A 25,691-nucleotide genomic window follows, 5' to 3' on the forward strand; every position below is an offset into this window, starting at 1 on the left:
GCCGCGTCCGTTGTGCCAGGCTTTGACGTCGCCGTTGTCGAGGACGGTGATGATTTCGGACTTGCCGTCGCCGTCGAGGTCGGCGAAGTGGACGTCGTCCTTGGTGAAGCCTTGGCCGATGACGACGTCCGCGTCCCACGGCATTTCCGCGAAACCCGCGCCGTTGCGCCAGGCCTTCACATCACCGTTGTCCAGGACCGTCACGATGTCCGCCTTGCCGTCCCCCGACACCGAAGAACCGTGGGGCCCGCCGTCCACGATGTTGCGGTAGCGGTACGGCTTGTAGTCGCCCGGGGTGCTGGAGTACGGATACGGGATCTTGCGGTAGATCGTGCCGGTGCCGCCGGCCTGCTCGTATCCCCAGTAGGACGTGTGGGCGGCGTCGGCCCACTTCTCGAACAGCACCGCGTGGCGGGTGTTCTCGTTTCCGCTGGCGTCGATCAGCGCGTCCCCGGCCCTCAGGTCCTCCTTGCCGATGGCGTCACTGATCTGCGTGAGCCCCACGGTGTTGGTCCCGCCGTTGGGGTCCTGCGGCTTCCCGGGCAGACCCCAGGTCATCGACACATAGCCCGAGCAGTCCGTGCGATAGGTGCCGTACTGGTTGCTGTGGTAGGCGGACTGGCTGTAAGGCACCGAAGGGATCAGCCAGCTCTTGGCCCGGGTGATGACCTCGTTCCGGCTGATCGGCTGGGCTGCGGCCGCAGCCGCGGCCGTGGGACTCTTCTGGGCATCAGCGGCTCTCTCGGCACGGGCCGCCGGCGCGGCGGTGGACGCGGTTCCGGAAGCCGTCCCGCCTGTGGCCGCCTGCGCGGTGGCGGCTGTGGACATCAGCGCCGCCAGTGCCGCCGTCGTCGCGACCGCGAGTTTCACGCGGCCGGAATTCCCCCTCGCGAGCATTGGATCTCCTCTGCCATGAATCGCCCGAGGCGATGTGGTCCGTTTCCTGGCAGGAAAAACACTCGCGGTCGTGGCTTCAGGAGACCTACAACGCTTCTGCAAGTCCGCGCGGGGCCATGCGAATTCCCTATAGGCCGTCTAGAAGCGGCCCAGAGAACCGCCGATTCCGCCTCCTCAGGCCCCGGCTCACCCGCCGGACCCGCCCGCATAGCATCGGGCCATGAACCGGACGGCGAATCTCGTACTCATCAGCGGCAGCCTGCGCGAAGGCTCCACCAACACGGCGGTGGTGCGCACCCTGTCCGGGCTCCTGGGCGACCGGGCCCGCCCGCTGGAGTACCGCGGCATGGCGGCGCTGCCGCACTTCAACCCGGACGACGACATCGAGCCGCTGCCCGCGGAGGTGACCCGGCTGCGCCGGGTGGTCGCCGAGGCCGACGCGGTGTTGTTCTGCACGCCCGAATACGCCGGGGATCTGCCCGGCTCGTTCAAGAACCTGCTGGACTGGACGGTCGGCGGGGCGGAGATCGGGGACAAACCGGTGGGCTGGATCAACGCTTCCTCGTCCCCCACGGGGGCCGAGGGGGCCCACCGCGCCCTGCGCACGGTCCTCGGGTACACGGGGGCGCGCCTGGTGGAGGAGGCGTGTGTGCGGGTGCCGGTGGCCCGGGCCGCCGTCGACGCCGCCACCGGCACCGTCACGGATCCCGGGGTGCGCCAGGCCCTCGCCGATGTCGCTCGCGCGCTCGTCGACCATGTGGCGGCCGGCTGGGGGCCCTCGGCCACGGAAGAGACCACGGAAGAGACCACGGAAGAGACCACGGAAGAGACCACGGAGGGAGCCGCGGGCGGGGCCACGGGCCCCGCCGTCGCGTCCTAACCGGCGTCCCATTCCCCCGTGGTGGCGAACCGCTCCACGGCGTCCGCGTACGGCCCCGGGTCGAGCCCCCGCGCGCGTACCCACTCCGGGTCCAGGTGGGTGCCGCGGTACGGCTCGGCGTGGTCGCCGACCAGGCCGACCACGCTGCCCCGCACCCCCGCCGCGCGCATCCGCGACACGAGGTGGCACACGCCCCACAGGCCGGTCCCTGCCGCCGGGCCGGCCGGGACCCCGGCGGTGTCGTGCAGCCACCGCAGAGCCGCGATGGACGCGGCGTCCGGGACCGGGATCACCAGGTCGATCACGGTCGGCAGGAAGCCGGGCTCGGTGCGGGGGCGGCCGATGCCGGGGATCCGGGAGGGCATACCGGTGGCGTAGTCGCGGCAGTCGCTCGCCCAGGCGGGGAAGTAGGCGGAGTTCTCCGGGTCCACCACGGCCAGCCGGGTGGGGTGGCCGTGGTGTCGCAGATGGCGGCCGATCGAGGCCGAGGTGGCGCCGGTCCCGGCGCCCGTCACGATCCACGTGGGCACCGGATGGGGCTCGGCGCGCAGCTGCTGGAAGATCTCGTCGGCGATCGTCGGCTCGCCGCAGCCGGCCAGGGCCGGTGCGGCGTCGGTGAAGTGGTCGAGGAAGTGGCCGCCGAGGCGCGCGGCCAGCGCGGCGGCCTCCTGCTGCACGGCGGCCGGCGGCTGTTCGCCCACCTGCCACCGACCGCCCTCCCGCTCGATGCGGAGCAGGGTGTCGGCGGGGGTCTTCGCCGGTACGACGGCGAGGAACGACAGGTCGAGCAGGCGCGCGAAGTGGGCCCCCGCGACGGCGACGGCGCCGCCGGTGGCGGCGACCACCGTGGTGTCCGCCGCGATCCGGCCGTTGGTGATCGCCTGGCAGAACATGGCCCGTACCAGGCGGTGTTTGACGCTGCCGGTGGGGTGCGCGGACTCGTCCTTGAAATAGACCTCGACGTCCCGCAGCGCGGGCAGCGGAAGCCGGCGGAGGGGGGTCGGGCCGTGTGCGCGGCCTTCCGCGTGCAGGCGCCGAATCGCCTCCGCCGCCCAGGCGTTGGGGTGCGCCGAGGTCATGGACACCGACCCTACCCTGGGGCCAGGACGCGTTGTCGGTGCCGTATGGCATCGTCGAAGGCGTCAAGTACGGTGCGTTTACGGGGGGTTGACGTGACGGTGATGCTGGACGGCGAGCGGCTGGTCGAGGTGGCGCGGCGCCTGAGGGAGGCCGACACCGGAGGGTGGCGGGAGCCCGCGCTGCGGGCGCTGGTCTCGTCGCTCGGGTGGGAGTGGCGCGAGGCCGCGGGGGAAGCGGGCGAGGCGTGGCTGCGGCCGACGGGGAGGTACGAGTCGCCGTTCACGCATGACGGGGAGGAGTTCGTCGGGCTCCATGTGCCGGTCGAGCTGGTGGAGGGCGGGGCCGCCGCCAAGGCGGAGAGCTTCCGCAGGGCGGCGGAGACGCTGACGGAGGCGTTCGCGCGCGCGTCCATCATGGGCGCGTACGGGGACCTCGGGCCGTTCTACGAGTCCACGCCGCTGTGGGGAAGCCCCTTCCTGCGGTGGCGCGGGAAGCCCGACACCCTGGAGCTGCGCGCGGGGGAGCGGGGGCCGGAGCTGCTGCTCCAGCCGACCGACCCGGTGGAGAACTGGTTCTGGCGGCAGGGCCACGGCGAGGCCCACGCGCTCGGCGGCTTCTTCGGCTCGCGCCGGGTCCCGGCCAACGGCGGCCTGGGCTTCCCCGGTTACTGGCACACGGACGACTGGGACGTCTACACGACCGCGCTGAGCGATTTCCTGGGCTCGCTCCCGGCCGAGACCAGCGCCCTGGGCATCGAGCTGGACCTCGGCATCCATGCGCTGGTGCCGGGCACCTACGGGCCGGTTGTCTTCCATATGGTCTGCGGCGACCAACTGGAGATCGTCTACAGCACGGAGGAACTGGACGGCGCGGGCTCCGGCACCGACCCGGCCTCCCTCGGCTGGACCCCGGAGGCCACCACGCCCGCGCGGCTCTCCCACTGGATCGACTGGACACACCACTCCGGCGTCTTCGGCCCGGACGACACCGACGGCCCCCGGCTGGCCCGGTTGCTCGTCGACACCCTCCGCGGCCTGGGAGTGTCGTCGCCGAAGGACCTGAGCCTTTCGGACCACGCCCAGACCGTGGACGAGTACCAGGTGGACTTCTACGGGCTCACGCTGCGGGAGAACCCCTAAGAGCCGCGGAGCGGGCGTATGGCGCGGCGGTTCAGGGGGTGGCGGTTCAGGGGGCGGCGGTGAACACGAGCGAGGTGTTGTGGCCGCCGAATCCGAAGGAGTTGGTCAGCGCCGCGGCCGGTGCCGCGCCGCGCCGGGGCTGCCCCGTGACGACGTCGAGCTTCACCTGTGGGTCGAGGGCCTCGATGTTCTGGGTCGCGGGGATCACCCCGTCGCGCACCGCGAGGATCGCGGCGAGCGCGCCGACCGCCCCCGCCGCCCCGAAGAGGTGGCCGGTCATCGACTTGGTCGCGGTCACGGACGGATGGACGCCGATGGCCTCGGCGATCGACTCGGCCTCGACGAGATCGCCCATGGGCGTGGAGGTCGCATGGGCGTGGATGTGCTCGATCGCCAGCGGGGTCAGCCCCGCGGCGGCCAAGGCCAGGCGCATGGCGCGGATCTGACCCTCGGGGTGCGCGGCGGTGATGTGGTGGGCGTCCGAGGTGACGCCGGCCCCGGCGAGCGTCGCATGGGCGCGGGCCGCCCGGGCGGCGGCGAACTCGGCGCGCTCCAGGACGACCACGGCCGCTCCCTCGCCGATGACGAAGCCGTCGCGGTCGACATCGAAGGGCCGGGACGCCCGCTCGGGCTCGTCATTCCGCGTGGAGTGGGCCCTGGCCTGGGCGAACCCGGCCAGCACCAGCGGGTTGACGCAGGCCTCGGTGCCGCCCGCCACGACCACGTCGGCCCGGCCGAGGCGGATCAGGTCTAAGCCCAGCGCGATCGCCTCGGCGCCCGAGGCGCAGGCGCTGACCGGGGCGTGGGCGCCGCCGCGCGCGCCGAGTTCGATGCTGACCAGGGCGGCGGGGCCGTTGGCCATCAGCATCGGGACGGAGTGCGGGGACATCCGCCGCATCCCGGAGGAGTCCATGACGTCGTTCTGGCGGAGCATGGTCAGCGTGCCCCCGGTGCCCGTGCCGATGGCCACGGCCAGCCGCTCCGGATCGACCTCGGGGGCGCCCGCGTCGGCCCATGCCTCGCGGGCGGCGATCAGTGCGATCTGCTGGCAGCGGTCCATGCGCCGGGCCTGCACCCGGTCCAGGACCTCGGACGGCTCGACCGCCAGTTGGCCCGCGATCCGCACGGGCGCGTCGAGAGCCCAGTCCTCCTCGATCCCGCTGATCCCGGATCTCCCCGCCAGCATCCCGGACCATGTCGAGGCCACGTCCCCGCCGAGCGGTGTGGTGGCCCCGAGACCGGTGACCACCACCTGGTCGGTGTCTGCGCGCATCGGAACTACCCCCGTGTAGTGGACACACAACTCCCGCAGAAAGTACGGGAGGAGATCGACTTGTCGGCCACTCTGTCAGGGGGATTCCACCCGGGTAGATGTTGTGATCCCAGCAGTCCGGGGTCGGGATTTTATGGGGATCGGCTATTGAGCGGCCAGGCGGTGACCGAGGAACCGCGGAGCGTGAGAAAAGGGACCGCCCCGGCCGGACGGGTGTCCAGCCGGGGCGGGAAAGGGGCTGAGGCGGCGGGCCGCCGGATCAGCCGAGGGTGGCGAGGGCCTGGTTGAAGGTCGCCGAGGGACGCATCACGGCGGCGGCCTTGGCCGGGTCGGGCTGGTAGTAGCCGCCGATGTCGGCCGGCTCGCCCTGGACGGCGATCAGCTCGTCGACGATGGTCTGCTCCTGGGCGGTGAGCGTCTCGGCGAGCGGGCCGAAGGCCTTGGCCAGGTCCGCGTCGTCGGTCTGCTTGGCCAGCTCCTGCGCCCAGTACAGCGCCAGGTAGAAGTGGCTGCCGCGGTTGTCGATGCCACCGACCCGGCGGCTGGGCGACTTGTCCTCGTTGAGGAAGGTGGCGGTGGCCCGGTCGAGGGTGTCGGCGAGCACCTGGGCGCGCCCGTTGCCGGTGGTCTTCGCGTACTGCTCGAGGGACGGCACCAGCGCGAAGAACTCGCCCAGCGAGTCCCAGCGCAGGTAGTTCTCCTTGACCAGCTGCTGGACGTGCTTGGGCGCGGAGCCGCCGGCGCCCGTCTCGAACAGGCCGCCGCCCGCCATCAGCGGGACGACCGAGAGCATCTTGGCGCTGGTGCCCAGCTCCAGGATCGGGAACAGGTCGGTCAGGTAGTCGCGCAGCACATTGCCGGTGACCGAGATGGTGTTCTCGCCGCGGCGGATCCGCTCCAGGGAGAAGGTGATCGCGTCGACCGGGGCCTTGATCTCGATCTGCAGGCCCTCGGTGTCGTGCTCGGGCAGGTACGCCTTGACCTTCTCGATCAGCTGGGCGTCGTGGGCGCGGTTCTCGTCGAGCCAGAAGACCGCCGGGTCGCCGGTGGCGCGGGCGCGGGTGACGGCGAGCTTGACCCAGTCGCGGATCGGCAGGTCCTTGGTCTGGCACATGCGGAAGATGTCACCGGCGCCGACGACCTGCTCCAGGACCACGTTGCCGCCCTCGTCGAGGACGCGGACGGTGCCCGTGGTGGGGATCTCGAAGGTCTTGTCGTGGCTGCCGTACTCCTCGGCCTTCTGCGCCATCAGGCCGACGTTCGGCACCGAGCCCATGGTGGCGGGGTCGAGGGCGCCGTTGGCCCGGCAGTCGTCGATGACGGCCTGGTAGATGCCGGCGTAGCTGCTGTCGGGGAGGACGGCGAGGGTGTCGGCCTCCTGGCCGTCGGGGCCCCACATGTGGCCGGAGGTGCGGATCATGGCCGGCATGGAGGCGTCGACGATGACGTCGGAGGGGACGTGCAGGTTGGTGATGCCGCGGTCGGAGTCGACCATCGCCAGGCGGGGGCCCTCGGCCAGCTCGGCCTCGAAGGACTCCTTGATCTTCGCGCCCTCGGGCAGCGACTCCACGCCCTTGAGGATGCCGCCGAGCCCGTCGTTGGGGGTCAGGCCGGCCGCGGCGAACACCTCGCCGTACTCGGCGAAGGTCTTCGGGAAGAAGGCCCGCACCGCGTGGCCGAAGACGATCGGGTCGGAGACCTTCATCATCGTGGCCTTCAGGTGCAGCGAGAACAGCACGTCCTCGGCCTTGGCACGGGCCACCTGCGCGGTGAGGAACTCACGCAGCGCCGCCACCCGCATCACGGACGCGTCCACGACCTCGCCCGCCAGTACGGGGACCGACTCGCGCAGGACGGTGGTCGAGCCGTCGTCGCCCGCCAGCTCGATGCGCAGCGAGCCGGCCTCGGAGATCACCGCGGACTTCTCGGTGGAGCGGAAGTCGTCGACGCCCATGGTGGCGACGTTGGTCTTCGACTCGGGGGACCAGGCGCCCATGCGGTGCGGGTGCGTCTTGGCGTAGTTCTTGACCGACGCGGGGGCGCGGCGGTCGGAGTTGCCCTCGCGCAGCACCGGGTTGACGGCGGAGCCCTTGACCTTGTCGTAGCGGGCGCGGATCTCGCGCTCCTCGTCGGTCTTCGGGTCGTCCGGGTAGTCCGGCAGCGTGTAGCCCTGCTGCTGCAGCTCGGCGATCGCGGCCTTCAGCTGCGGGATCGAGGCCGAGATGTTCGGCAGCTTGATGATGTTGGCCTCGGGCGTCTTGGCCAGCTCGCCGAGCTCGGCGAGGGCGTCGGGGATCCGCAGGCCCTCCTCCAGGTACTCGGGGAAGACGGCGATGATGCGCCCGGCCAGCGAGATGTCACGGGTCTCCACGGCGACGCCCGCCGTCGACGCGTAGGCCCGGACCACCGGCAGGAACGAATACGTCGCCAGGGCCGGGGCCTCGTCGGTGTGCGTATAGATGATGGTCGAGTCAGTCACCGGGTGCTCCGCTCCACGTCTGCAACATTGCTCGACATCAAGATATCTCGTCACGGGCTCCCTCTCGAAGGGGCCCTCGAAAGCCCTCATTGCATAAAGCTTCGGTCGGCCGTATAGTCATGCCATCAAGAGGGAGGCATCGATGGTGGTACGTGCGGCGGTGGCCGGAGCGAGTGGATACGCGGGCGGCGAGGTGCTGCGCCTGCTGCTCGCCCACCCCCAGGTGGAGATAGGCACCCTGACCGGAAACTCCAACGCCGGCCAGCGCCTCGGGGCCCTGCAGCCGCACCTCCTGCCGCTGGCCGACCGGGTCCTCGAGCCCACCGCCCCCGAGACCCTGGCCGGCCACGACGTGGTGTTCCTCGCGCTGCCGCACGGCCAGTCCGCCGCCGTCGCCCAGCAGCTCGGCGACCAGGTCCTGATCATCGACTGCGGAGCCGACTTCCGGCTCCAGGACGCGGGGGACTGGGAGAAGTTCTACGGTTCGCCGCACGCGGGCACCTGGCCCTACGGCCTCCCCGAGCTGCCCGGGGCCCGCGACGCGCTGGAGGGGTCCAAGCGCGTCGCGGTCCCAGGCTGCTACCCGACCGCCGTCTCGCTCGCCCTGTTCCCGGCGTACGCGACAGGCCTGGTCGAGCCCGAGGCCGTGATCGTCGCCGCCTCCGGCACCTCCGGCGCCGGCAAGGCGCCCAAGCCGCATCTGCTGGGCAGCGAGGTCATGGGCGCCATGAGCCCGTACGGCGTCGGCGGCGGCCACCGGCACACCCCCGAGATGATCCAGAACCTCTCCGCGGCGGCGGGGGAGCCGGTCTCGGTCTCCTTCACCCCCACCCTCGCCCCCATGCCCCGCGGCATCCTCGCCACCTGCAGCGCCAAGGCCCGGCCCGGGGTGACGGCCGAAGCCGTCCGGGCCGCGTACGAGAAGGCGCTCCGGGACGAGCCGTTCGTCCACCTCCTCCCCGAGGGGCAGTGGCCGTCCACCTCCGCCGTGTACGGATCGAACGCCGCGCTGATCCAGGTCGCCCACGACCCGGCGGCGGGCCGTGTCATCGCCATCAGCGCGATCGACAACCTCACCAAGGGCACCGCGGGCGGCGCGGTCCAGAGCATGAACGTCGCGCTCGGCCTCCCGGAGGAGCTGGCGCTCGCCACCACCGGAGTCGCGCCATGAGCGCCGTACACCACTCAACGGGTCCCCACGCTGGGGCGAACAAGGAGTCACAGTGAGCGACGCACGCACGGCAGCCGGGTTGCAGCCGAAATCGAAAGCCGCACCTCTGCGCCGTGCGGGCGACAGCAACATCAGCCGCTGGCGCGGCGGGGCGAACAAGGAGTCACAGTGAGCGTTACGGCAGCCAAGGGCTTCACCGCCTCCGGCGTCGCCGCGGGCATCAAGGAGAACGGCAACCCCGACCTGGCCCTCGTCGTCAACAACGGGCCGCGGTCGGCCGCCGCCGGTGTCTTCACCTCCAACCGCGTCAAGGCCGCCCCCGTCCTGTGGTCCGAGCAGGTGCTGAAGGGCGGCACGGTCAGCGCGGTCGTCCTCAACTCCGGCGGCGCCAACGCCTGCACCGGCCCGCTCGGCTTCCAGGACACCCACGCCACCGCCGAGAAGGTCGCGGAGGTCCTGGGGCACAGCGCCGGTGAGGTCGCCGTCGCCTCCACCGGGCTCATCGGCATCCGGCTGCCCATGGACAAGCTGCTCCCCGGCGTGGAGAAGGCGGCGGCCGAGCTGACCGCCCTCGGCGGCGACAAGGCCGCCATCGCCATCAAGACCACCGACACCGTGCACAAGACCGCCGTGGCGCAAGGGCCCGGCGGCTGGGTCGTCGGCGGCATGGCCAAGGGCGCGGGCATGCTCGCCCCCGGCCTGGCCACCATGCTCGTCGTGCTCACCACCGACGCCGACGTCGAGGCCCAGGACCTGGACGCGGCGCTGCGTGCCGCCACCCGCACCACCTTCGACCGGGTCGACTCCGACGGCTGCATGTCGACCAACGACACCGTGCTGCTGCTGGCCTCCGGCGCGTCCGGCGTCACACCCCCCGCCGAGGAGTTCGCCGAGGCGGTCCGCGAGGTCTGCGCCGACCTGGCGCGGCAGCTGATCGGCGACGCCGAGGGCGCCTCCAAGGACATCCGCATCGAGGTGGTGGGCGCGGCCACCGAGGACGACGCCGTCGAGGTGGGCCGCTCGATCGCCCGTAACAACCTCCTCAAGTGCGCCATCCACGGCGAGGACCCCAACTGGGGCCGGGTGCTCTCCGCGATCGGCACCACTTCCGCCACCTTCGAGCCCGACCAGCTCAACGTCGCCATCAACGATGTCTGGGTGTGCAAGAACGGCTCCGTCGGCGAGGACCGGGAGCTGGTCGACATGCGCTACCGCGAGGTGCGTATCACCGCCGACCTGGCCGCGGGCGGCGAGTCCGCCGTCATCTGGGCCAACGACCTGACCGCCGACTACGTCCACGAGAACAGCGCCTACTCGTCATGAGCCAGCCGACCGCCCGTAAACACACCGCCCTGCCCAAGGCCCGCATCCTCATCGAGGCGCTGCCCTGGCTGACCCGCCACCACGGCAAGACCGTCGTGATCAAGTTCGGCGGCAACGCCATGGTCGACGACGAGCTGAAGGCCGCCTTCGCCCAGGACGTCGTCTTCCTGCGCCACGCCGGGCTGCGCCCCGTCGTGGTGCACGGCGGCGGCCCCCAGATCAGCGCCCAGCTCGACCGGCACGGCCTGGTCAGCGAGTTCAAGGCGGGGCTCCGGGTCACCACCGACGAGGCGATGGACGTCGTACGGATGGTGCTGGCCGGACAGGTCCAGCGCGAGCTGGTCGGGCTGCTCAACCGGCACGGGCCGCTCGCCGTCGGCATGACCGGCGAGGACGCGCACCTGATGTCCGCCACCAAACACTTCGCCGAGATCGACGGCGAGCAGGTCGACATCGGCCGGGTCGGCCAGATCACCGAGATCGACACCGGCGCGGTGCAGGCCCTGCTGGACGACGGCCGCATCCCGGTCGTGTCCTCCATCGCCCGCAGCGCCGATGACGGCCACGTCTACAACGTCAACGCCGACACCGCCGCCGCCGCGCTCGCCGCCGCGCTCGGCGCCGAGACGCTGATGGTGCTCACCGACGTCGAGGGCCTGTACGCGGACTGGCCGAACAGCGACGAGGTGATCAGCAAGCTCACCGCGAGCGAGCTGGAGAAGCTGCTGCCCGAGCTGGCCAGCGGCATGGTCCCCAAGATGGAGGGCTGTCTGTACGCCGTGCGCAACGGCGTCACCACCGCGCGCGTCATCGACGGGCGGGTGCAGCACTCCATCCTGCTGGAGATCTTCACCGACGAGGGCATCGGCACGATGGTCATGCCCGACCCGGACAACGCAAACGACAAGGCCGAGGGGGCGGACCGGTGAGCAACGAGCAGCTGACACAGCGCTGGCAGGGCGCGCTGATGGACAACTACGGCACGCCCCGCGTCCCTCTCACACACGGCGAGGGCGTCAAGGTCTGGGACGCGGACGGCAAGGAGTACCTGGACTTCGTCGGCGGCATCGCCGTCAACGCCCTCGGCCACGCCCACCCCGCCGTCGTCCGGGCCGTGTCCGACCAGATCGGAACCCTCGGCCATGTCTCGAACCTGTTCATCGCCGAGCCCCCGGTGGCCCTGGCCGAGCGGCTGCTGCAGATCCTCGGCCGGCCCGGGCGGGTCTACTTCTCCAACTCCGGCGCGGAGGCCGTCGAGGCCGCCTTCAAGATCGGGCGGCGCACCGGCCGTACCCACATGGTGGCCACCACCGGTGGCTTCCACGGCCGCACCATGGGCGCCCTCGCGCTCACCGGCCAGCCCGCCAAGCAGGAGCCGTTCCTGCCGCTGCCCGGCGAGGTCACCCATGTGCCGTACGGGGACGTGGACGCGCTGCGCGCGGCCGTCACCACCGACACCGCGCTGTTCATCGTGGAGCCGATCCAGGGCGAGAACGGCGTGATCGTCCCCCCGGAGGGATATCTGGCGGCGGCCCGTGAGATCACCCGGGCCACCGGCACCCTGCTGGTCATCGACGAGATCCAGACGGGAATCGGCCGCACCGGCCACTGGCTCGAATGCCAGGCGCAGGGCGTCGAGCCCGATGTGGTGACCCTCGCCAAGGGGCTGGGCGGTGGCCTGCCCATCGGCGCGACCGTGGCCTTCGGGCCCGCCGCCGAGCTGCTGACCCCTGGTCAGCACGGCTCGACCTTCGGTGGCAACCCGGTGGCGTGCGCCGCCGCGCTGGCCGTGCTCGACACCCTCGCCGCCGATGACGTCCTCGAGGGGGTCAAGCGGGCCGGGGAGCGGCTGCGTGACGGGATCGAATCGCTCGGCCACCCGTTGATCGGCCATGTCCGCGGCTCGGGCCTGCTGCTGGGTATCGTGCTGACAGAGTCCCTTGCGCCACAGGTGCAGCAGGCGGCTCAGGACGCGGGACTCCTGGTCAACGCGGTCGCGCCGGATGCGGTCCGGCTCGCCCCGCCGCTCGTCGTCGGCGACGAGGAGGTGGATGCGTTCCTCGGGGCCTTCCCCGACGCCCTGGACGCCGCCCAGGGGAGACACGGGCACTGACGGACCGGAGACTGACGAGACGATGACCGAGGCGCAGCACACCGAGGCGCAGGCCAACGGCCCTTCCCACGGGAACGGCCCGGCCGTGCCGCAGACCCGCACCGCCCGGCACCGCCGGATCGTGGACATCCTGAACCGGCAGCCGGTCCGCTCCCAGAGCCAGCTCGCGAAGCTCCTCGCCGACGACGGGCTGTCCGTCACCCAGGCGACGCTCTCCCGCGACCTGGACGAACTGGGCGCGGTGAAGATCCGCAACACCGGGGGCGAGCTGATCTACGCGGTGCCGGCCGAGGGCGGCGACCGTACGCCCCGGGCCCCGCTCGGCGAGTCGGCGAGCGAGGCCCGGATGGCGCGGCTGGCGGGTGAGCTGCTGATCTCGGCGGAGGCGTCGGCCAACCTCGTGGTGCTGCGCACCCCGCCCGGCGCCGCCCAGTTCCTGGCCTCGGCCATCGACTCGGCGGAGCTCCACGCGATCCTGGGCACGATCGCGGGGGACGACACGGTGCTGCTGATCAGCCGTGAGTCGACGGGCGGCCAGGCGCTCGCCGACCATCTGCTCCGCCTGGCCCAGAAGGAGAGTTAACGCCCTTCCGGCGGCGGGGCCGTGGAGCCGCGGACGACCAGGCGGGTGGGGACGCGGACGCGCGGCGGGCGCTCGCCCGCGTGCGGGGCCTCCCGCACCAGCCGGCACGCCGCGGCGCCCGCCTCCTGGAGCGGGACGTGCAGCGCGGTGCTGCCCGGCTGGGTCATGCCGATGACCGTGAGGTCGTCGGACGCCGCGAGGCTGATGTCCTCGGGCACCCGCAGCCCCGCCCCGCGCAACCCCATGAGCAGGCCGAGCAGCACATAGCTGCTGTACGCCATGACCGCGGTGACCCGCTCCGCCCGCCGCACCAGGTGCTCGGCCGCCGCGAGGCCGGCGTCGACCTGGGGCGGCACGGGGTCCAGCACGGTCAGCTCGCCGCCGCCGTCCTCGACCGCCTTGCGGGCGGCCCTGGTGCGCTGCCGGTCCATCCACGAGCCCGGCGGGCCGCCGAGGTAGGCGATGTGCCGGTGGCCGAGGCCGAGCAGATGCGTCATCAGCTCCCGTACCCCGCCGGGGGTGTCCACGACCACCCCGGGCAGACCAGGGGTGGTGCGGTCGACCGTCACGACCGGCAGTCGCTCGGCCAGTTCGCGCAGAGTCGCGTCGCTGCTGACCGGGGCGACGAGGACGAGCCCGTCGACCCGCGAGCCCAGCTGCGCCGCCAGCTCCCGCTCGCGTTCCTCGGAGCGGTCGGACACCCCGAGGAGGACGTTTCCGCCCGTCTCGGTCAGTGACTCCTGGACACCGGTGACGATGGGCGGGAAGAACGGGTTGGCGAGGGTGGGGACGATGACGCCGACCAGCCCGGTGTGGCCGGTGGTCAGGGCCCGCGCGGTGGCGTTGAGCGTGAATCCCATCTCGGCGGCCGCTTTGGCAACCCGCTCCCGGGTCTCCGCCGCCACCATGTCGGGCCTGCTGAGGGCGCGGGACGCGGTGGACGTGGACACCCCCGCGGCGCGTGCGACATCTGCCAGCCGAACCATCCGCCCCTGCCTTCTGTCGATCCGTTGCCCGTTTCCGGCCCGTTGTTGGTTACACGTTCTTTACCGGCAGCCGTTGACGGGCTCGCCGGGTCCAGCGTAGCTTGCCTGCAACCGGTTGCCGCAACCGGTTGCAGACGATGTATCAGTAACATCTAGGAGGGTCCGGCTCGTGTCACGCAGAGCGGCTTCTGGCCTCTTGCTCCTGCCGGGCGTGGCACTTCTCGCCTTCGGCTTCCTCTATCCCTTCGGCGTCACCCTGTTCGCGCCGCCCGCCGCCGAGGACCCCGACGTCCTCGGCAAGCTCGGCGGCATGCTCGGCGACGGATACGTGCTGGAGGTCGCGGCCCGCACCGTCCGGGTCGCCGCCCTGACCACGGCCATCTGTCTGCTGCTCGGCTTCCCGGTGGCGTATCTGATCGCCCGGGCGCCCCGTCGTCGCCAGGGGCTGCTGCTGGCCCTCGCGGTGTTCCCGCTGCTGCTCAGCACCGTCGTACGGACCTTCTCCTGGCTGGTCATCCTGGGTCGCAACGGACTGATCAGCGACCTGCTGACCGCCCTCGGCCTCGCCGACGGCGGCACCCAGCTGCTCTACACCGAGTTCGCCCTGATCGCCGGGCTCACCCAGCTCTTCACCCCGATCATGATCCTGACCTCGTACAGCTCGCTGTCGCATATCGACGTCAAGCTGGAGGAGGCCGCCCGCGGGCTCGGGGCGAGCCCCGGCCGGGCCTTCCGCCGGGTGGTGCTGCCGATCGCGCTGCCCGGTGTGCTGGTCGGCGCGATGCTGGTGTTCGCCGGCGCGGTCACCGCGTTCACCACCCCGCTGCTGCTGGGCGGCACCCGCAACCGCACGCTGGCCACCCTGCTGTACGACTACGCCAACGTGAAGCTCGACTGGGGCGCGGCCAGCGCGGTGGCCCTGATCATGACCGCGCTGGTGGTCGTCGCGGGCCTGATATCCGGCCGGCTGTCGAAGGTGGGTGCCGTCTGATGCGCGGACGTCCGCTGCTGACCGCCGTGGCCGCGCTGGCCCTGGTCTTCCTCCTCGGGCCCATCCTGCTGGTGGTGGCCATCGCCTTCTCCTCCGGCGACACCGTGGAGTTCCCCCCGCCCGGCCTGTCGGGCAAGTGGTTCACCAAGGCGCTGGCCTACCAGCCCTTCCAGGACGCGCTGACCACCAGCGCGCTGGTGGCGGCCGGGGCCACGCTGCTCGCGCTGCTCGTCGGCATCCCCGCCGCGCTGGCGATCCAGCGGCGGCGGTTCCGCGGCCGCAAGGCGGCCGAGGCGCTGTTCCTGTCCCCGGCGATCGTCCCCGAGCTGGTCCTGGGCTTCGCGCTGTTCCAGCAGCTGATGGTCACCCTGCGGATCACCGCCCTCGGGGCGCTGCTGATCGGCCACACCGTGCTGCTGCTGCCGTACGCGGTGCGGGTGACCGGTGCCTCGCTCGCCATGGCCGACCCCGCGCTGGAGGAGGCGGGGCGGGGGCTCGGCGCGGGACCGCTGCGGACCTTCTTCCACATCACCCTGCCGGTGATGACGCCCGGGATCGTCTCCGCGGCCGTGCTGTCCTTCCTCACCTCCTTCAACAATGTGCCGCTGTCGCTGCTGCTCAACGGCCCCGGTGTGACCACCCTCCCGGTTCAGATGCTCAATTACGTCGAGTTCTCCTTCGACCCGGTCGTGGCGGCGGTGTCCACCCTGCTGCTGGCGGCCACGGTGGTCGTCGCCCTGGTGACCGAGCGGCTCGTCGGCTTCAACAAGGTCTTCGGCAAGTAGGGACGCACGCATGACATCGACGATGACGACGACCAAGACGACGACGCCAGTGGTTCAACTCCAGTCCATCACCCGGGAGTTCTCGGGCTCGGTGGCGGTCGACTCCATCGATCTGACGGTGCGCCGCGGGGAGTTCACCGCGCTGCTCGGCCCCAGCGGCTGCGGCAAGACCACCACCCTGCGGATGATCGCCGGCTTTCTGCCGCCCACCAGCGGCACGATCCTGCTCGACGGCCAGGACGCCACCACCTTGCCGCCCGAGCGCCGCAACATCGGCATGGTGTTCCAGTCGTACGCGCTCTTCCCGCATCTGACCGTCGAGAAGAACGTCGCCTTCGGACTGCGGATGCGGGGTGTGCCCACCGCCGAGATCCGCACCCGCGTGGCCGAGGTGCTCGACCTGGTCGGCCTGGCCCACCTGGCCGGGCGCAAGCCCAAGCAGCTGTCCGGCGGCCAGCAGCAGCGGGTCGCGCTGGCCCGCGCGGTGGCCATCCGCCCCTCGGTGCTGCTGCTCGACGAGCCGCTGTCCAACCTGGACGCGCGGCTGCGGGTCCAGATGCGCCAGGAGCTGCTGCGGGTCCAGCGCGAGACCGGGCTGACCGCCATCCTGGTCACCCACGACCAGGAAGAAGCGCTCGAACTGGCCGACAACATGGTGATCCTCGACCGCGGCCGGATCGTCCAGCAGGGTCCGCCGCGCGAGGTGTTCCGGGCGCCCGCCACCCGGTTCGTCGCCGAGTTCCTCGGCTACGAGAACTTCCTCGACCTCCCCGGGCGTGGCCCGGTCACCATCCGGCCCGAGCACATCGGCGTCCTCGGCCCGGACGCCGAGCCGCCCGCGGGCGGCGAGGTGGTCGAGGCGACCGTCACCGCGGTCCGCTTCCGCGGCACCGACTTCGCGGTCACCGCCGCCGTCGGCGACCGCACCCTGCACGCCATCACCACCGACGAGACGCTGCGCGCGGGCGCGTCGGTGCGGCTCCACCTGCCCCTGGGGCAGGCCATCCCTCTGCCTGGCGACGACGGCGCCGCTCGGCTCGGCAAAAACCCTCGTCAGGAGTGTCCCGCATGATCCGCACCGCCAGACTCACCACCGGCGCCCTGGCCGCGTCCCTGATCGCCTTCACCCTCTCCGGCTGCGCCGAGAGCGCCAAGGCCGACCCGAAGAAGCTGACGGTGAGCACCTTCGGCTTCGGGGCCGACCGCTTCGAGGAGACGGTGATCAAGCCGTTCGAGAAGAAGACCGGGATCGATGTCACCCTGGAGACCGGGGCCAACGCGGACCGGCTGACCAAGCTGCGGGTCAACAAGAACGACCCCACTGTGGACGTCGTGATGATCTCCGACCTCTTCGCCGCCATGGGCCAGAAGCAGGGTCTCTTCGACAAGGTCGACCCCGAGAAGGTCCCCAACATGGCGAAGATCTACGACTTCGCCAAGAGCCAGGACGGCTACGGCCCCGCGTACACGTACCAGCTGCTCGGGATGCTCTACCGCACCGACAAGATCAAGCAGCCGCCCACGCTGGAGACCCTGTGGGACGCGAAGTACAAGGGCAAGGTCGCCGTCCCCGACCTGTCCACCAGCGCCGGCGTCCCGTTCCTCCAGGCCGTCTCCGCGACGTACGGCTCGGGCCCCAAGGACACCGACACCGGCTTCAAGAAGCTCTCCGACCTGAAGCCCAATGTGCTGAAGTTCTTCAACCGCTCCACCGAGCTGGTCAGCCTCCTCGACCGCGGCGAGGTCGAGATGGCCCCCGGCCTCGACCTGTTCGCCGTGGACCCGGCCAAGGCCGGCAAGCCCATCGGCTGGGTGCCGTTCGACAAGGGCCGCTACGTCGCCGCCAACACCGCCCAGATCGTCAAGGGCGCCAAGAACAAGGCGGGCGCCGAGAAGTTCCTCGACTACCTGCTGTCCGCCGACGTCCAGGAGAAGGCGGCCGCCTCCTTCAGCGACAAGCCGGTCAACAAGGACGCCAAGGTCCCCGCCGCCATCACCAAGGTGTCCGGCAAGGCCGCGAGCGACCCGGCCGCCGCCGGGTTCACCTCGCCCGACCTGAAGTACTCCGTCGAGCACAACGACGCGTGGGTGGACCGCTTCCAGCGCGAGGTCTCCGGATGAGCCAGGCCCCCAGACGGGTCATGATCGACTGCGACCCGGGCATCGACGACGCCATCGCCCTCTTCCTGGCGTACGCGTCGCCGGAGCTCGAGGTCGCGGGCGTGACCACGGTCGCGGGCAACGTCGGCCTCGACCAGGTGGTCGACAACGCCCTGCGGCTGTGCGACCTGATCGGCGGACCCGCCGCGGCCACCCCCGTGCTCCGCGGCCACGCCGGGCCGCTGGCCCGGGTGGTGCGCCACCCCGACGAGCCGGTCCACGGCGCGCACGGCCTCGGCGGAGTCGAACTCCCCGCGGCCGCCCGCGCCGCCCACCCCGGCCACGCCGTGGACTGGATGGCCGAGCAGCTGCGCGGCGCGAGTCCCGGGGAGATCACCCTCATCGCCACCGCGCCGCTCACCAACGTCGCCGCGCTGCTGCACACCCACCCCGACAGTCGCGGACTGCTGCGGGAGATCGTGGTCATGGGCGGTGCGGCGTTCGCCCCGGGCAACACCACCCCCGCCGCCGAGTTCAACTTCCACGCCGACCCGGAGGCCGCCCGCTACGTCACCGAGTCCGGCGTCCCGCTGCACATCGTCGGCCTCGATGTCACCCGCAAGGCCCTCACCCCGCTCGCCGACGCCGACGCGCTCGTCGCCGACGGCGCGCCCGTCACCACGGCGGCCGGGCAGATGCTGCGCCACCTCATCGACCGCTACGCCCGCCGCCACCAGGTGCGCGCCTGCGCGGTGCACGACGCGCTCGCCGTGGCCGCCGCCGTCCGCCCGGAGCTGCTGGAGTGGACGGGGGCGTGGGTGACCGTCGAGTGTGCGGGCGAGTTCACCCGCGGCGCCCTGGTGGCCGATGTACACGGGCGCACCGGCCTCGCGCCCAACGCGCGGGTGGCGACCGGCGTGGACGCGGAGGCGTTCCGCGCCTTCCTGATGTCCCGGCTGCGCGGCCACTACGGCGCGGACACCACCGTCGCGCCGTAGTGGCCCTACCCCTCACTGACCCCCCAGAGCAGGAAGCGAGCAGGAGACCCCATGCCGATGCCAAGCCGCTGCGACCTCCTCATCCGTGGCGCCGGCGTCTTCTCGGTGCACACCGGCGAGATCCTGCCGGCCGACGTGGTGGTGACCGGCGACCTCATCCGCGCCGTCGCCGCCCCGGGTGTACGGATCGAGGCCGAGCGCGTCCTGGACGCCGACGGGCTGATCGTCGCGCCCGGCTACATCGACGCCCATATGCACATCGAGAGCTCGCTGCTCACCCCCGCCGAGTTCGCCCGGATCACCCTGCTCCGGGGCACCACCACGGTCCTCGCAGACCCGCACGAGATCGTCAACGTCGCCGGACGCGATGCCATGGCGTGGATGATCGAGCAGGGCCGCGGGGCCGCCCAGACCATGCTGTGGGCCGTGCCCTCCTGCGTGCCCGCGCTGGAGGGCTTCGAGACCGCGGGCTCCTCGCTGACCGCCGAGGACATCGCCGAGATGCTCGACTGGGACGGGGTGACCACCCTCGGCGAGGTGATGGACTACCGCGCCGTGGTCGCGGGCTCGCCGCGGATGCGCTCGATCGTCGACGCGGCCCGGCGCAAGGGCGTCCGACTGGACGGCCACTGCCCCAACCTCACCGGCGACGACCTCGGCGAGTACCTGTGGGCCGGGATCGACTCCGACCACACCAAGAACACCCCCGAGGTCGCGGTCGAGAAGGCGCGGCTCGGCATGCTGCTGATGCTGCAGGAGAAGTGCCTGAGCGCCGAACTGGTGCGCCGCCTCCACGAGCTCCCCGTGCTGCCCGACTTCTGCCTGGTCACCGACGACCTGGCGGCCGACGCGATCCTCGACCGCGGACACCTCGACCACATCGCCCGCGTCGCGCTCGACGCCGGGATGAGCCCGGCCACCGTACTGCGCGCCCTGACCCTGCACCCGGCCCGCCGCCTGGGCCTGGACGACCGGGGCGTGGTGGCCCCCGGCAAGCGGGCGGACCTCGTCCTGCTGCGCGCCCTCGACGACCCGACACCCGTGACGGTGGTCTGCGGGGGCCGCGTCGTGGCCGGGGACGAGTCGGCCGGGCCGGTCCCCGACAACCCCTTCGCCGACTCCGTGCGCCTCACCCCGCTGGAGGAGACGGACTGCGTGTGGCGCGCCGACCTTCCCGACGGGGAGCACACCTTCCGGGCGCTGCGGGTCAACCCCGTCGACACCTTCACCGAGCCGGCCGAGGTCGTGCTGCCCGTACGGGACGGCGTCGTGCACTGGGAGGGCAGGACGGCCGTGCTCGCGGTGTACGAGCGGCACCACGGCACCGGCCGCCGGACGATGGCCCCCGTGGTGGGCTTTGACCTCGCCGAGGGCGCCACCGCCACCACGTACGCGCACGACAGCCACAACCTGACCGTGGTGGCCACCGATGCGGGCGCGTTGCGCCGGGCGGCCAACCGCGTCATCGGCTCGGGCGGCGGGATCTGTGTGGCGGTGACCGGGCGGCCGGACGTCCATCTGCCGCTGCCCGTGGGCGGCGTGATGTCCACCGCGCCCGCACCCGAGGTCGCGGTCGGCGCGGGTGCCGTACGCGAGGCGCTGCACGGGTGGGGCTGGCTCCACCGCAACGCCTTCATGAGCGTGTCCACCATGACGCTCCCGGTGTCGCCCCAGATCAAGCTGACGGACCTGGGTCTGGTACGGGTGGTCGACCGGGCCTGGGAGGACCCGGTCGTCACGTGACACCCGCCGTCAGCCCTCCGCGCGGCGCGAGCGGTGGGACATCCAGGCGGCGACCAGCGCGCCCGAGATGTTGTGCCAGACGGAGAAGACGGCGGCCGGCAGCGCGGCCAGCGGGCTGAAGTGCGCGGACGCCAGGGACGCCGCGAGGCCCGAATTCTGCATGCCGACTTCGAAGGCCATCGCCCGCCCGGCGGGCTCGCCGAGGCGGGCGGCCCGGCCCGCCGCGTAGCCGAGCGCGAGCCCGAGTCCGTTGTGCAGCACGACGGCCAGCAGCACCAGCGCGGCCGCCGACTTGATGGCGTCCGCGCTCGCCGCCACCACGACCGCCACGATCACCGCGATGGTGACGGCCGACAGCCAGGGGAGCAGCCCCAGCACGCGGCTGATGTAACGCCCCGCCAGCAGCCGTACGACCAGGCCGCCGATGACCGGCAGCAGCACCGTCTTGAGGATGTCGGTGACCATCGACCCGGCGTCCACCGGCAGATACTCCCCGGCCAGCAGCAGCGTCAGCGGCGGGGTGACCAGCGGGGCGAGCACCGTGGAGACGGTGGCCACCGAGACGGACAGCGCCACGTCGCCGCGCGCCAGGTACGTCACCACATTCGAGGCCGTACCGCTCGGGGCGCAGCCGACGAGGATCACACCGGCCGCCAGCTGCGGTGACAGGCCGAGGGCGTGGGCGATGAGCCATCCCAGGCCCGGCATGATCACATAGTGCGCCACCAGGCCCAGCGCCACCGCCCAAGGGCGCTTGACGACGCCGGAGAAGTCCTGCGTGGTCATGGTCAGACCCATGCAGAACATGATCGTGCCCAGCAGGTAGGGCACGTTCGGCGCCCATCCGCTGAAGGTGCCGGGCGTGGCCAGGCCCGCCGCGCCCGCGGCGAGGACCAGGAGGGGGAAGACGGTGACGGCCCGTCTGGCCGCCCGGTCGGCGGCGGCGGGCTGCGGCGGTGTCGGCGGCGCTGTGGCGTCCGCCCTGCGGCTCGTATCTTCGGATCGCACCGCGTGATCGAACGCCCTCGGCGGGGCGCCGCGCAACACCGTCTCGTTATATGGTCGCTACACGCAAATTGGGCGCCCGCACGCAAACGGGGCCTCAGACCGCGCTTCGGCCGCCTCCGGCCGTGCTTCGGCCGAAGCCGCGGGCGGCTTCTCAGGCCGTACGGGGCGGCAGCGGGAGCGGGAGGCCGGGCAGCCCGTCGATGCTCGAGGCCACGTGCTCCTTCTTCTCGAAGTACGCGCTCAGCGTGTCGTCGGTCTCGCGCCGGAAGCGGTCGCCGTGCAGTGTGCGGTCCTCCCGGTAGTCCATGAAGGGGACCGCGAACCCACAGGTGTCCCGGATCAGCTCCGCCGTCACCACGATGATCGCCCGCAGCCCGTGCTCGGTCACGTCGATGTCCGGGAAGTGCTTCAGCAGGGCAGGGAACCGGGGGTCGTCACGGAAGACGGGCTCGCCGCGGCCGTGCACGCGCACGATGTTCGGCGGGCCGGTGAAGGCGCACCACATCAAGGTGATGCGGCCGTTCTCCCGCAGATGGGCGATGGTCTCCGCGTTGCTCCCGGCGAAGTCCAGATAGGCCACCGTCAGCTCGTCGAGGACGGCCAGGCAGCCGGTCAGCCCCTTCGGGGAGAGATTCACCGTGCCGTCCCCGGCGAGTGGGGCGGTAGCGGTGAAGAAGATCTTCTGCTCTTCGATGAAGGTGCGGAGCCTGCCGTCGATGCGTTCATAGACCTTTCCCATGAGCCGCATTATCCGGGCGGCGCGGTGGCGCGGCCGATGTTTTCATGGAGGCATGCCCAGGGACAGAGGCAGGACCGAGGCACGACCAGGGACAGAGGCATGACCAAGGACACCGGGAACGGGATTCGGATCCGGCGGGTCTACGAGGCGCCGGAGCCGGACGACGGCGCTCGTATCCTCGTGGACCGGATCTGGCCGCGCGGCCTGGCCAAGGACGAGGCGCGGCTGGACGAGTGGGCCAAGGCCGCCGCCCCCTCCACCGAACTGCGCCGCTGGTACGGCCACGCCCCCGAGCGGTTCAAGGAGTTCGCCGAGCGTTACCGGGCGGAGCTGGCCGAACCGGAGCGCCGCGAGGCCGTCGACCACCTGCGCGACCTGGCGGCGGCCGGGCCGCTGACCTTGCTCACCGCGACCAAGGACCCGGACCGGAGCCATCTGCCGCTGCTGGCCGAGGCGGTCGGCGGCTGAGCCTGTCGGGCCTCAGACGCACATCGCCGCGTCATACCGGGCGAAGCCGCTGGTCTGCCAGCTCGTGCCGTCGGACGTGACGGCGAAAGCCGCCGCCCCCGGCAGCCGCTGCAGCCAGGGCCGGGCCCGCTCGGCGCCCATCGCGCACGCCGCGGTGGCCCAGGCGTCCGCGTCCGTGAGGCTCCGGCACACCACGGTGACCGAGGCGAGCGGGTCCGCGGGGGGCGCGCCGGTGTACGGGTCCAGGATGTGGCAGCCGCGCTCGGCCGGGCCCGAGGTCGCCACGGCCAGTTCGCCGGAGGTCTCCACCACGGCGGCCAGCTCCCCGGGGCGCAGCGGATCGGCGATGCCCACCCGCCACGGCCCGCCGTGCGTCTGGATGTCCCCGCCGCCGTTCACACACACCGACCCGGCCCCCGCCGACGCCAGCATCTGGGCGGCCCGCTCCACGGCCCAGCCCTTGACCAGGCCGGTCGGGTCCAGCTGTCCGGCGTGGCGGGCGCTGAACCAGCCGTCGCTGAGCCGATCGGCCTCCTCGGACAGCCGCAGCACGTCCCGTACGTCCGCGTCGCAGCGCGTCAGGTCGAGCTCGCCGCGGTGCAACCGGCTGATCTGGCTGTCCGCCCGCCAGGTGGAGAAGAGCTCGTCGACCCGGTGCAGCCAGGCCGCCGCCCCGTCCAGCGCGGCCCGCACCCGGGGCCGGGCGGCGTCGGGCACCTCACGGACGTCGAGGGAGAAGACCGTGCCCATGGCCTCCTCGACATGCAGCATCCGCCGCGGCTCGCCGTCCATCACAGACCGGCCTTGTCCAGCGCGCTCTGCAGGGACTTGCGGTAGCCCTCGCTGGTGTAGGTGGCGCCGGAGACGGTGTCGATCTTCGCGCTCTGGGCGGTCAGCGCGGCCTGGTTCAGCTTGGGCACGGAATCGGCGGCGATCTGCTCGCTCCGCGGGCCGGAGTCGGGGGTCTTGACGGCCGTGGCCCCGGTGATCTTGCCGCCGCTGACGGTGACGCTCACCTGGACCGGGCCGTACTGGGTCTGGGCCGCGTCGCCGGTGACCGTACGCGCGCCCGCGCCGCCTCCGCCTCCGCCGCCACCGCCTCCGCCACCACCACCTCCGCCGCCGGGTGCGGCCGGTGCGGTGGCGGGGGCCTGTGGCGCCTGTGCCGGGTTTTGCGGCCCGGCCGCGGCGACCGGCTCCGACCCGGGCTGCTTCAGGGCGAGCAGCAGCACGACCCCGGAGACGGTGGCCGCGGTGCCCAGGATGATCCGGCGCAGCGGATGTTTCCTCTTCATGACTGACTCCGCCTCCCTTGCGTTTCGCAGGACTACATTTCGAAGGACTCGTGGTGGATACGGCGGTCGGGCACCCCGGCCTCGCGCAGCGCCGCATAGGCGTGCTCGGCCAGGCCGGGCGGCCCGCACAGAAAGACGTCGTGCCGGTCGATGTCGGGCAGCACCGAGCGCAGCCGCTCGGAGGTGATCTCGGGGCGCGCGCCGTCCGGCCCGTTCACGGCGTACAGCAGCCGGGCCCCGCGCTCCTCGGCGATGCGCTGGAGCTCGTCCCACAGCGCCAGGTCCTCCATGCTGCGGGCCCGGTAGAGCAGCGTGATGTCGCTGCCGCGGCCGGGCAGCGTCTCGAACAGCGCCCGCAGCGGGGTGATCCCGGCCCCACCCGCGATCATCAGCACCTTGCTGCGGCTGCGCCGCCCGGTGGTCATCGCCCCGTACGGCCCCTCGGCCCACACCCGCGTCCCCGGCTCCAGCGTGGCGAGCGCCGTGCTGTGCCCGCCCACCGCCTTCACCGTGATCCGCAGACGCTCCTCCTGCGGGGGCGCGGACAGCGAGTAGGGGTGGGAGCCCCACCGCAGCCCCGGCGCCAGGAACCGCCAGCGGAAGAACTGCCCCGGCTCCGCGCCCAGCCGGTCGAGATTCCGCCCGCCGATCACCACCGAGACCATGCCGGGCGCCTCGGGGACGACGGCCAGCACCCGCATCCGGTGCCGCAGGTTGAGCCCCACCGGGACCAGCAGCCGGTACCACACCATGGCGACGGTGACACTGCCGTACAGCACGTACCAGCCGGTGCGGGCCATCTCGTCGGCGGCGAACTCGGCGCCGGCGGTCAGCTGGTGCCAGAAGGCCAGGAACACGCCCGCGTACGTCAGCAGATGCAGGTAGTACCAGGCCTCGTACGGCATCCGGCGGCGCACCGCCCCCGCGGAGATCAGGCCGATCAGCAGCAGCAGCCCGGTGCCGATCACCGCCTTGATCATGTCCGGGTACTCGGTCACCACCGTCACGGTCTGGTCGACGACGCTGGTCTGTGCCTGGGCCGCGTATCCCCAGATGATCAGCACGATATGGGCGAGGATCAGGCACAGCGTGTACCGGCCGCTCATGGCGTGCCACCGCGCGACCCGGTCCGACCCCACGCGCCGCTCCAGCGCCGGAACCCGCGCCATCAGCAGCACGACCAGCGCGATGGAGTACCCGCTGAGCAGCCCGGTCAGCCGTCCCCCGCCGACCAGCCACTCGGCGTTGCCGACCACGTTCGGGGTGTTCTGCCACCACAGCATCACCACCGCCGCCGCCCCCGCCCAGCTCAGCAGGAGCAACGGCACCGCGGGAGAGCGGCGGGGACGGATGCGCCGCATCACCTCCCGCCGGTCGGTCCGGCTGTTCGTCACCGTCGTCAACGGCCTGTCCCCTTTCGCACGCGTCCGCGCGGTACCGGACGGCTCCGGTGACGAGGGATACGGCTCAGGGGCGCCGGCGTCTCAACGGGCGCCGAGGATTCGTGGAATCCGGGCGGTGAACCATGAGGTATCGGGCGAATCGTCGCGTCCGCGCCGCGTCGCCGTGCGGCGCCCTCGGAGGTCTTTGACGAAACATACGGGGGAGTGCATACTTATGCTAGCTAGTGCATGAATCCT

General features: G+C 72.1%; 24 protein-coding genes. 14 read left to right on the top strand and 10 right to left on the bottom strand.

Annotated features, from left to right (window positions below; genetic code table 11):
- Nucleotides 1–870: FG-GAP-like repeat-containing protein (locus ACFZDL_RS37825; protein ID WP_391193506.1), on the bottom strand; the 870-nt coding region annotated here is incomplete at its 3' end.
- Nucleotides 871–1,117: 247 nt separating this feature from the next.
- Between ACFZDL_RS37825 and ACFZDL_RS37830 the strand changes: the two genes are divergently transcribed.
- Nucleotides 1,118–1,777, top strand: coding sequence for an NADPH-dependent FMN reductase (locus tag ACFZDL_RS37830; RefSeq protein WP_353591591.1), 660 nt, complete (start codon nt 1,118–1,120; stop codon nt 1,775–1,777).
- Here the strand turns inward: ACFZDL_RS37830 and ACFZDL_RS37835 are convergent.
- Nucleotides 1,774–2,856 (bottom strand): pyridoxal-phosphate dependent enzyme, encoded by a 1,083-nt coding sequence (locus tag ACFZDL_RS37835; RefSeq protein WP_353591590.1) that lies wholly within the window; start codon nt 2,854–2,856, stop codon nt 1,774–1,776. The two genes, ACFZDL_RS37830 and ACFZDL_RS37835, sit on opposite strands and share 4 nt — an antisense overlap.
- A gap of 102 nt (nt 2,857–2,958) precedes the next feature.
- Between ACFZDL_RS37835 and ACFZDL_RS37840 the strand changes: the two genes are divergently transcribed.
- Complete coding sequence (locus ACFZDL_RS37840; RefSeq protein ID WP_353591674.1) at nt 2,959–3,996, top strand: hypothetical protein; 1,038 nt, start codon at nt 2,959–2,961, stop codon at nt 3,994–3,996.
- Between the two features lie 46 nt (nt 3,997–4,042).
- On the opposite strand, the gene ACFZDL_RS37845 is transcribed toward ACFZDL_RS37840, so the two are convergent.
- Together ACFZDL_RS37845 and ACFZDL_RS37850 are read right to left on the bottom strand one after the other, a co-directional pair.
- Complete coding sequence (locus tag ACFZDL_RS37845) at nt 4,043–5,269, bottom strand: beta-ketoacyl-ACP synthase II (RefSeq protein ID WP_353591589.1); 1,227 nt, start codon at nt 5,267–5,269, stop codon at nt 4,043–4,045.
- Between the two features lie 259 nt (nt 5,270–5,528).
- Complete coding sequence (locus ACFZDL_RS37850) at nt 5,529–7,748, bottom strand: NADP-dependent isocitrate dehydrogenase (RefSeq protein ID WP_353591588.1); 2,220 nt, start codon at nt 7,746–7,748, stop codon at nt 5,529–5,531.
- Between the two features lie 142 nt (nt 7,749–7,890).
- Here ACFZDL_RS37850 and argC point away from each other — a divergent pair, with 142 nt between their 5' ends.
- The 5 genes from argC to ACFZDL_RS37875 all read left to right on the top strand — a co-directional run bounded on the left by argC (nt 7,891) and on the right by ACFZDL_RS37875 (nt 12,938).
- Nucleotides 7,891–8,919 (top strand): N-acetyl-gamma-glutamyl-phosphate reductase, encoded by a 1,029-nt coding sequence (gene argC, locus ACFZDL_RS37855; RefSeq protein ID WP_353591587.1) that lies wholly within the window; start codon nt 7,891–7,893, stop codon nt 8,917–8,919.
- A 168-nt stretch (nt 8,920–9,087) separates the two neighbouring features.
- Nucleotides 9,088–10,242, top strand: coding sequence for a bifunctional glutamate N-acetyltransferase/amino-acid acetyltransferase ArgJ (gene argJ / locus ACFZDL_RS37860; RefSeq protein ID WP_353591586.1), 1,155 nt, complete (start codon nt 9,088–9,090; stop codon nt 10,240–10,242).
- Nucleotides 10,239–11,171 (top strand): acetylglutamate kinase, encoded by a 933-nt coding sequence (gene argB / locus ACFZDL_RS37865; protein WP_353591585.1) that lies wholly within the window; start codon nt 10,239–10,241, stop codon nt 11,169–11,171. Before argJ ends, argB begins: the two co-directional genes overlap by 4 nt.
- Nucleotides 11,168–12,355: an acetylornithine transaminase gene (locus tag ACFZDL_RS37870; protein ID WP_353591584.1), complete on the top strand. Its 1,188-nt coding sequence runs from the start codon at nt 11,168–11,170 to the stop codon at nt 12,353–12,355. Before argB ends, ACFZDL_RS37870 begins: the two co-directional genes overlap by 4 nt.
- A 22-nt stretch (nt 12,356–12,377) precedes the next feature.
- Nucleotides 12,378–12,938, top strand: a complete 561-nt coding sequence (locus ACFZDL_RS37875) for an arginine repressor (RefSeq protein ID WP_353591583.1) — start codon at nt 12,378–12,380, stop codon at nt 12,936–12,938.
- Here the strand turns inward: ACFZDL_RS37875 and ACFZDL_RS37880 are convergent.
- The gene (locus ACFZDL_RS37880) at nt 12,935–13,924 is read right to left on the bottom strand and encodes a LacI family DNA-binding transcriptional regulator (RefSeq protein WP_353591582.1); all 990 of its coding nucleotides are present in this window, start codon (nt 13,922–13,924) and stop codon (nt 12,935–12,937) included. The two genes, ACFZDL_RS37875 and ACFZDL_RS37880, sit on opposite strands and share 4 nt — an antisense overlap.
- Before the next feature lie 211 nt (nt 13,925–14,135).
- Here ACFZDL_RS37880 and ACFZDL_RS37885 point away from each other — a divergent pair, with 211 nt between their 5' ends.
- From ACFZDL_RS37885 to ACFZDL_RS37910, 6 genes are read left to right on the top strand one after another with little or no spacing between them, the layout of a single operon-like run.
- Nucleotides 14,136–14,915 carry an ABC transporter permease gene (locus ACFZDL_RS37885; protein ID WP_238545331.1) on the top strand — a complete coding sequence of 260 codons (780 nt, stop codon included), beginning with the start codon at nt 14,136–14,138 and terminating at the stop codon, nt 14,913–14,915.
- Nucleotides 14,915–15,700, top strand: coding sequence for an ABC transporter permease (locus tag ACFZDL_RS37890; protein WP_014175081.1), 786 nt, complete (start codon nt 14,915–14,917; stop codon nt 15,698–15,700). Before ACFZDL_RS37885 ends, ACFZDL_RS37890 begins: the two co-directional genes overlap by 1 nt.
- 10 nt (nt 15,701–15,710) lie before the next feature.
- On the top strand, nt 15,711–16,772 hold the full coding sequence (locus ACFZDL_RS37895) for an ABC transporter ATP-binding protein (protein WP_353591581.1): 1,062 nt from the start codon (nt 15,711–15,713) through the stop codon (nt 16,770–16,772).
- Complete coding sequence (locus tag ACFZDL_RS37900) at nt 16,769–17,821, top strand: ABC transporter substrate-binding protein (RefSeq protein ID WP_353591580.1); 1,053 nt, start codon at nt 16,769–16,771, stop codon at nt 17,819–17,821. The genes ACFZDL_RS37895 and ACFZDL_RS37900 overlap by 4 nt, the downstream gene beginning before the upstream one ends.
- The gene (locus ACFZDL_RS37905; RefSeq protein WP_353591579.1) at nt 17,818–18,798 is read left to right on the top strand and encodes a nucleoside hydrolase; all 981 of its coding nucleotides are present in this window, start codon (nt 17,818–17,820) and stop codon (nt 18,796–18,798) included. The genes ACFZDL_RS37900 and ACFZDL_RS37905 overlap by 4 nt, the downstream gene beginning before the upstream one ends.
- A gap of 51 nt (nt 18,799–18,849) precedes the next feature.
- Nucleotides 18,850–20,541, top strand: a complete 1,692-nt coding sequence (locus ACFZDL_RS37910) for an adenine deaminase C-terminal domain-containing protein (RefSeq protein WP_353591578.1) — start codon at nt 18,850–18,852, stop codon at nt 20,539–20,541.
- A gap of 9 nt (nt 20,542–20,550) precedes the next feature.
- Here ACFZDL_RS37910 and ACFZDL_RS37915 read toward each other — a convergent pair whose 3' ends face one another.
- Both ACFZDL_RS37915 and ACFZDL_RS37920 read right to left on the bottom strand, forming a co-directional pair.
- Nucleotides 20,551–21,549 carry a bile acid:sodium symporter family protein gene (locus ACFZDL_RS37915; protein WP_353591577.1) on the bottom strand — a complete coding sequence of 333 codons (999 nt, stop codon included), beginning with the start codon at nt 21,547–21,549 and terminating at the stop codon, nt 20,551–20,553.
- Nucleotides 21,550–21,700: 151 nt separating this feature from the next.
- A complete protein-coding gene (locus ACFZDL_RS37920) occupies nt 21,701–22,288 on the bottom strand; it encodes a pyridoxamine 5'-phosphate oxidase family protein (protein ID WP_353591576.1) in 588 nt (195 codons plus the stop codon).
- A 99-nt stretch (nt 22,289–22,387) separates the two neighbouring features.
- Between ACFZDL_RS37920 and ACFZDL_RS37925 the strand changes: the two genes are divergently transcribed.
- A complete protein-coding gene (locus ACFZDL_RS37925) occupies nt 22,388–22,756 on the top strand; it encodes a DUF488 family protein (protein ID WP_353591575.1) in 369 nt (122 codons plus the stop codon).
- A 12-nt stretch (nt 22,757–22,768) separates the two neighbouring features.
- Here ACFZDL_RS37925 and ACFZDL_RS37930 read toward each other — a convergent pair whose 3' ends face one another.
- The 3 genes from ACFZDL_RS37930 to ACFZDL_RS37940 are packed head-to-tail and all read right to left on the bottom strand — an operon-like array spanning nt 22,769 to nt 25,412.
- A complete protein-coding gene (locus ACFZDL_RS37930) occupies nt 22,769–23,548 on the bottom strand; it encodes an FAD:protein FMN transferase (protein WP_353591574.1) in 780 nt (259 codons plus the stop codon).
- Nucleotides 23,548–24,051: an FMN-binding protein gene (locus ACFZDL_RS37935; protein ID WP_353591573.1), complete on the bottom strand. Its 504-nt coding sequence runs from the start codon at nt 24,049–24,051 to the stop codon at nt 23,548–23,550. Before ACFZDL_RS37935 ends, ACFZDL_RS37930 begins: the two co-directional genes overlap by 1 nt.
- Before the next feature lie 32 nt (nt 24,052–24,083).
- The gene (locus tag ACFZDL_RS37940; RefSeq protein WP_353591673.1) at nt 24,084–25,412 is read right to left on the bottom strand and encodes a ferredoxin reductase family protein; all 1,329 of its coding nucleotides are present in this window, start codon (nt 25,410–25,412) and stop codon (nt 24,084–24,086) included.
- Nucleotides 25,413–25,691: the final 279 nt, after the last annotated feature.

The organism is Streptomyces sp. NPDC007917, from assembly GCF_042959105.1.
Classification (GTDB): Bacteria; Actinomycetota; Actinomycetes; order Streptomycetales; family Streptomycetaceae; genus Streptomyces.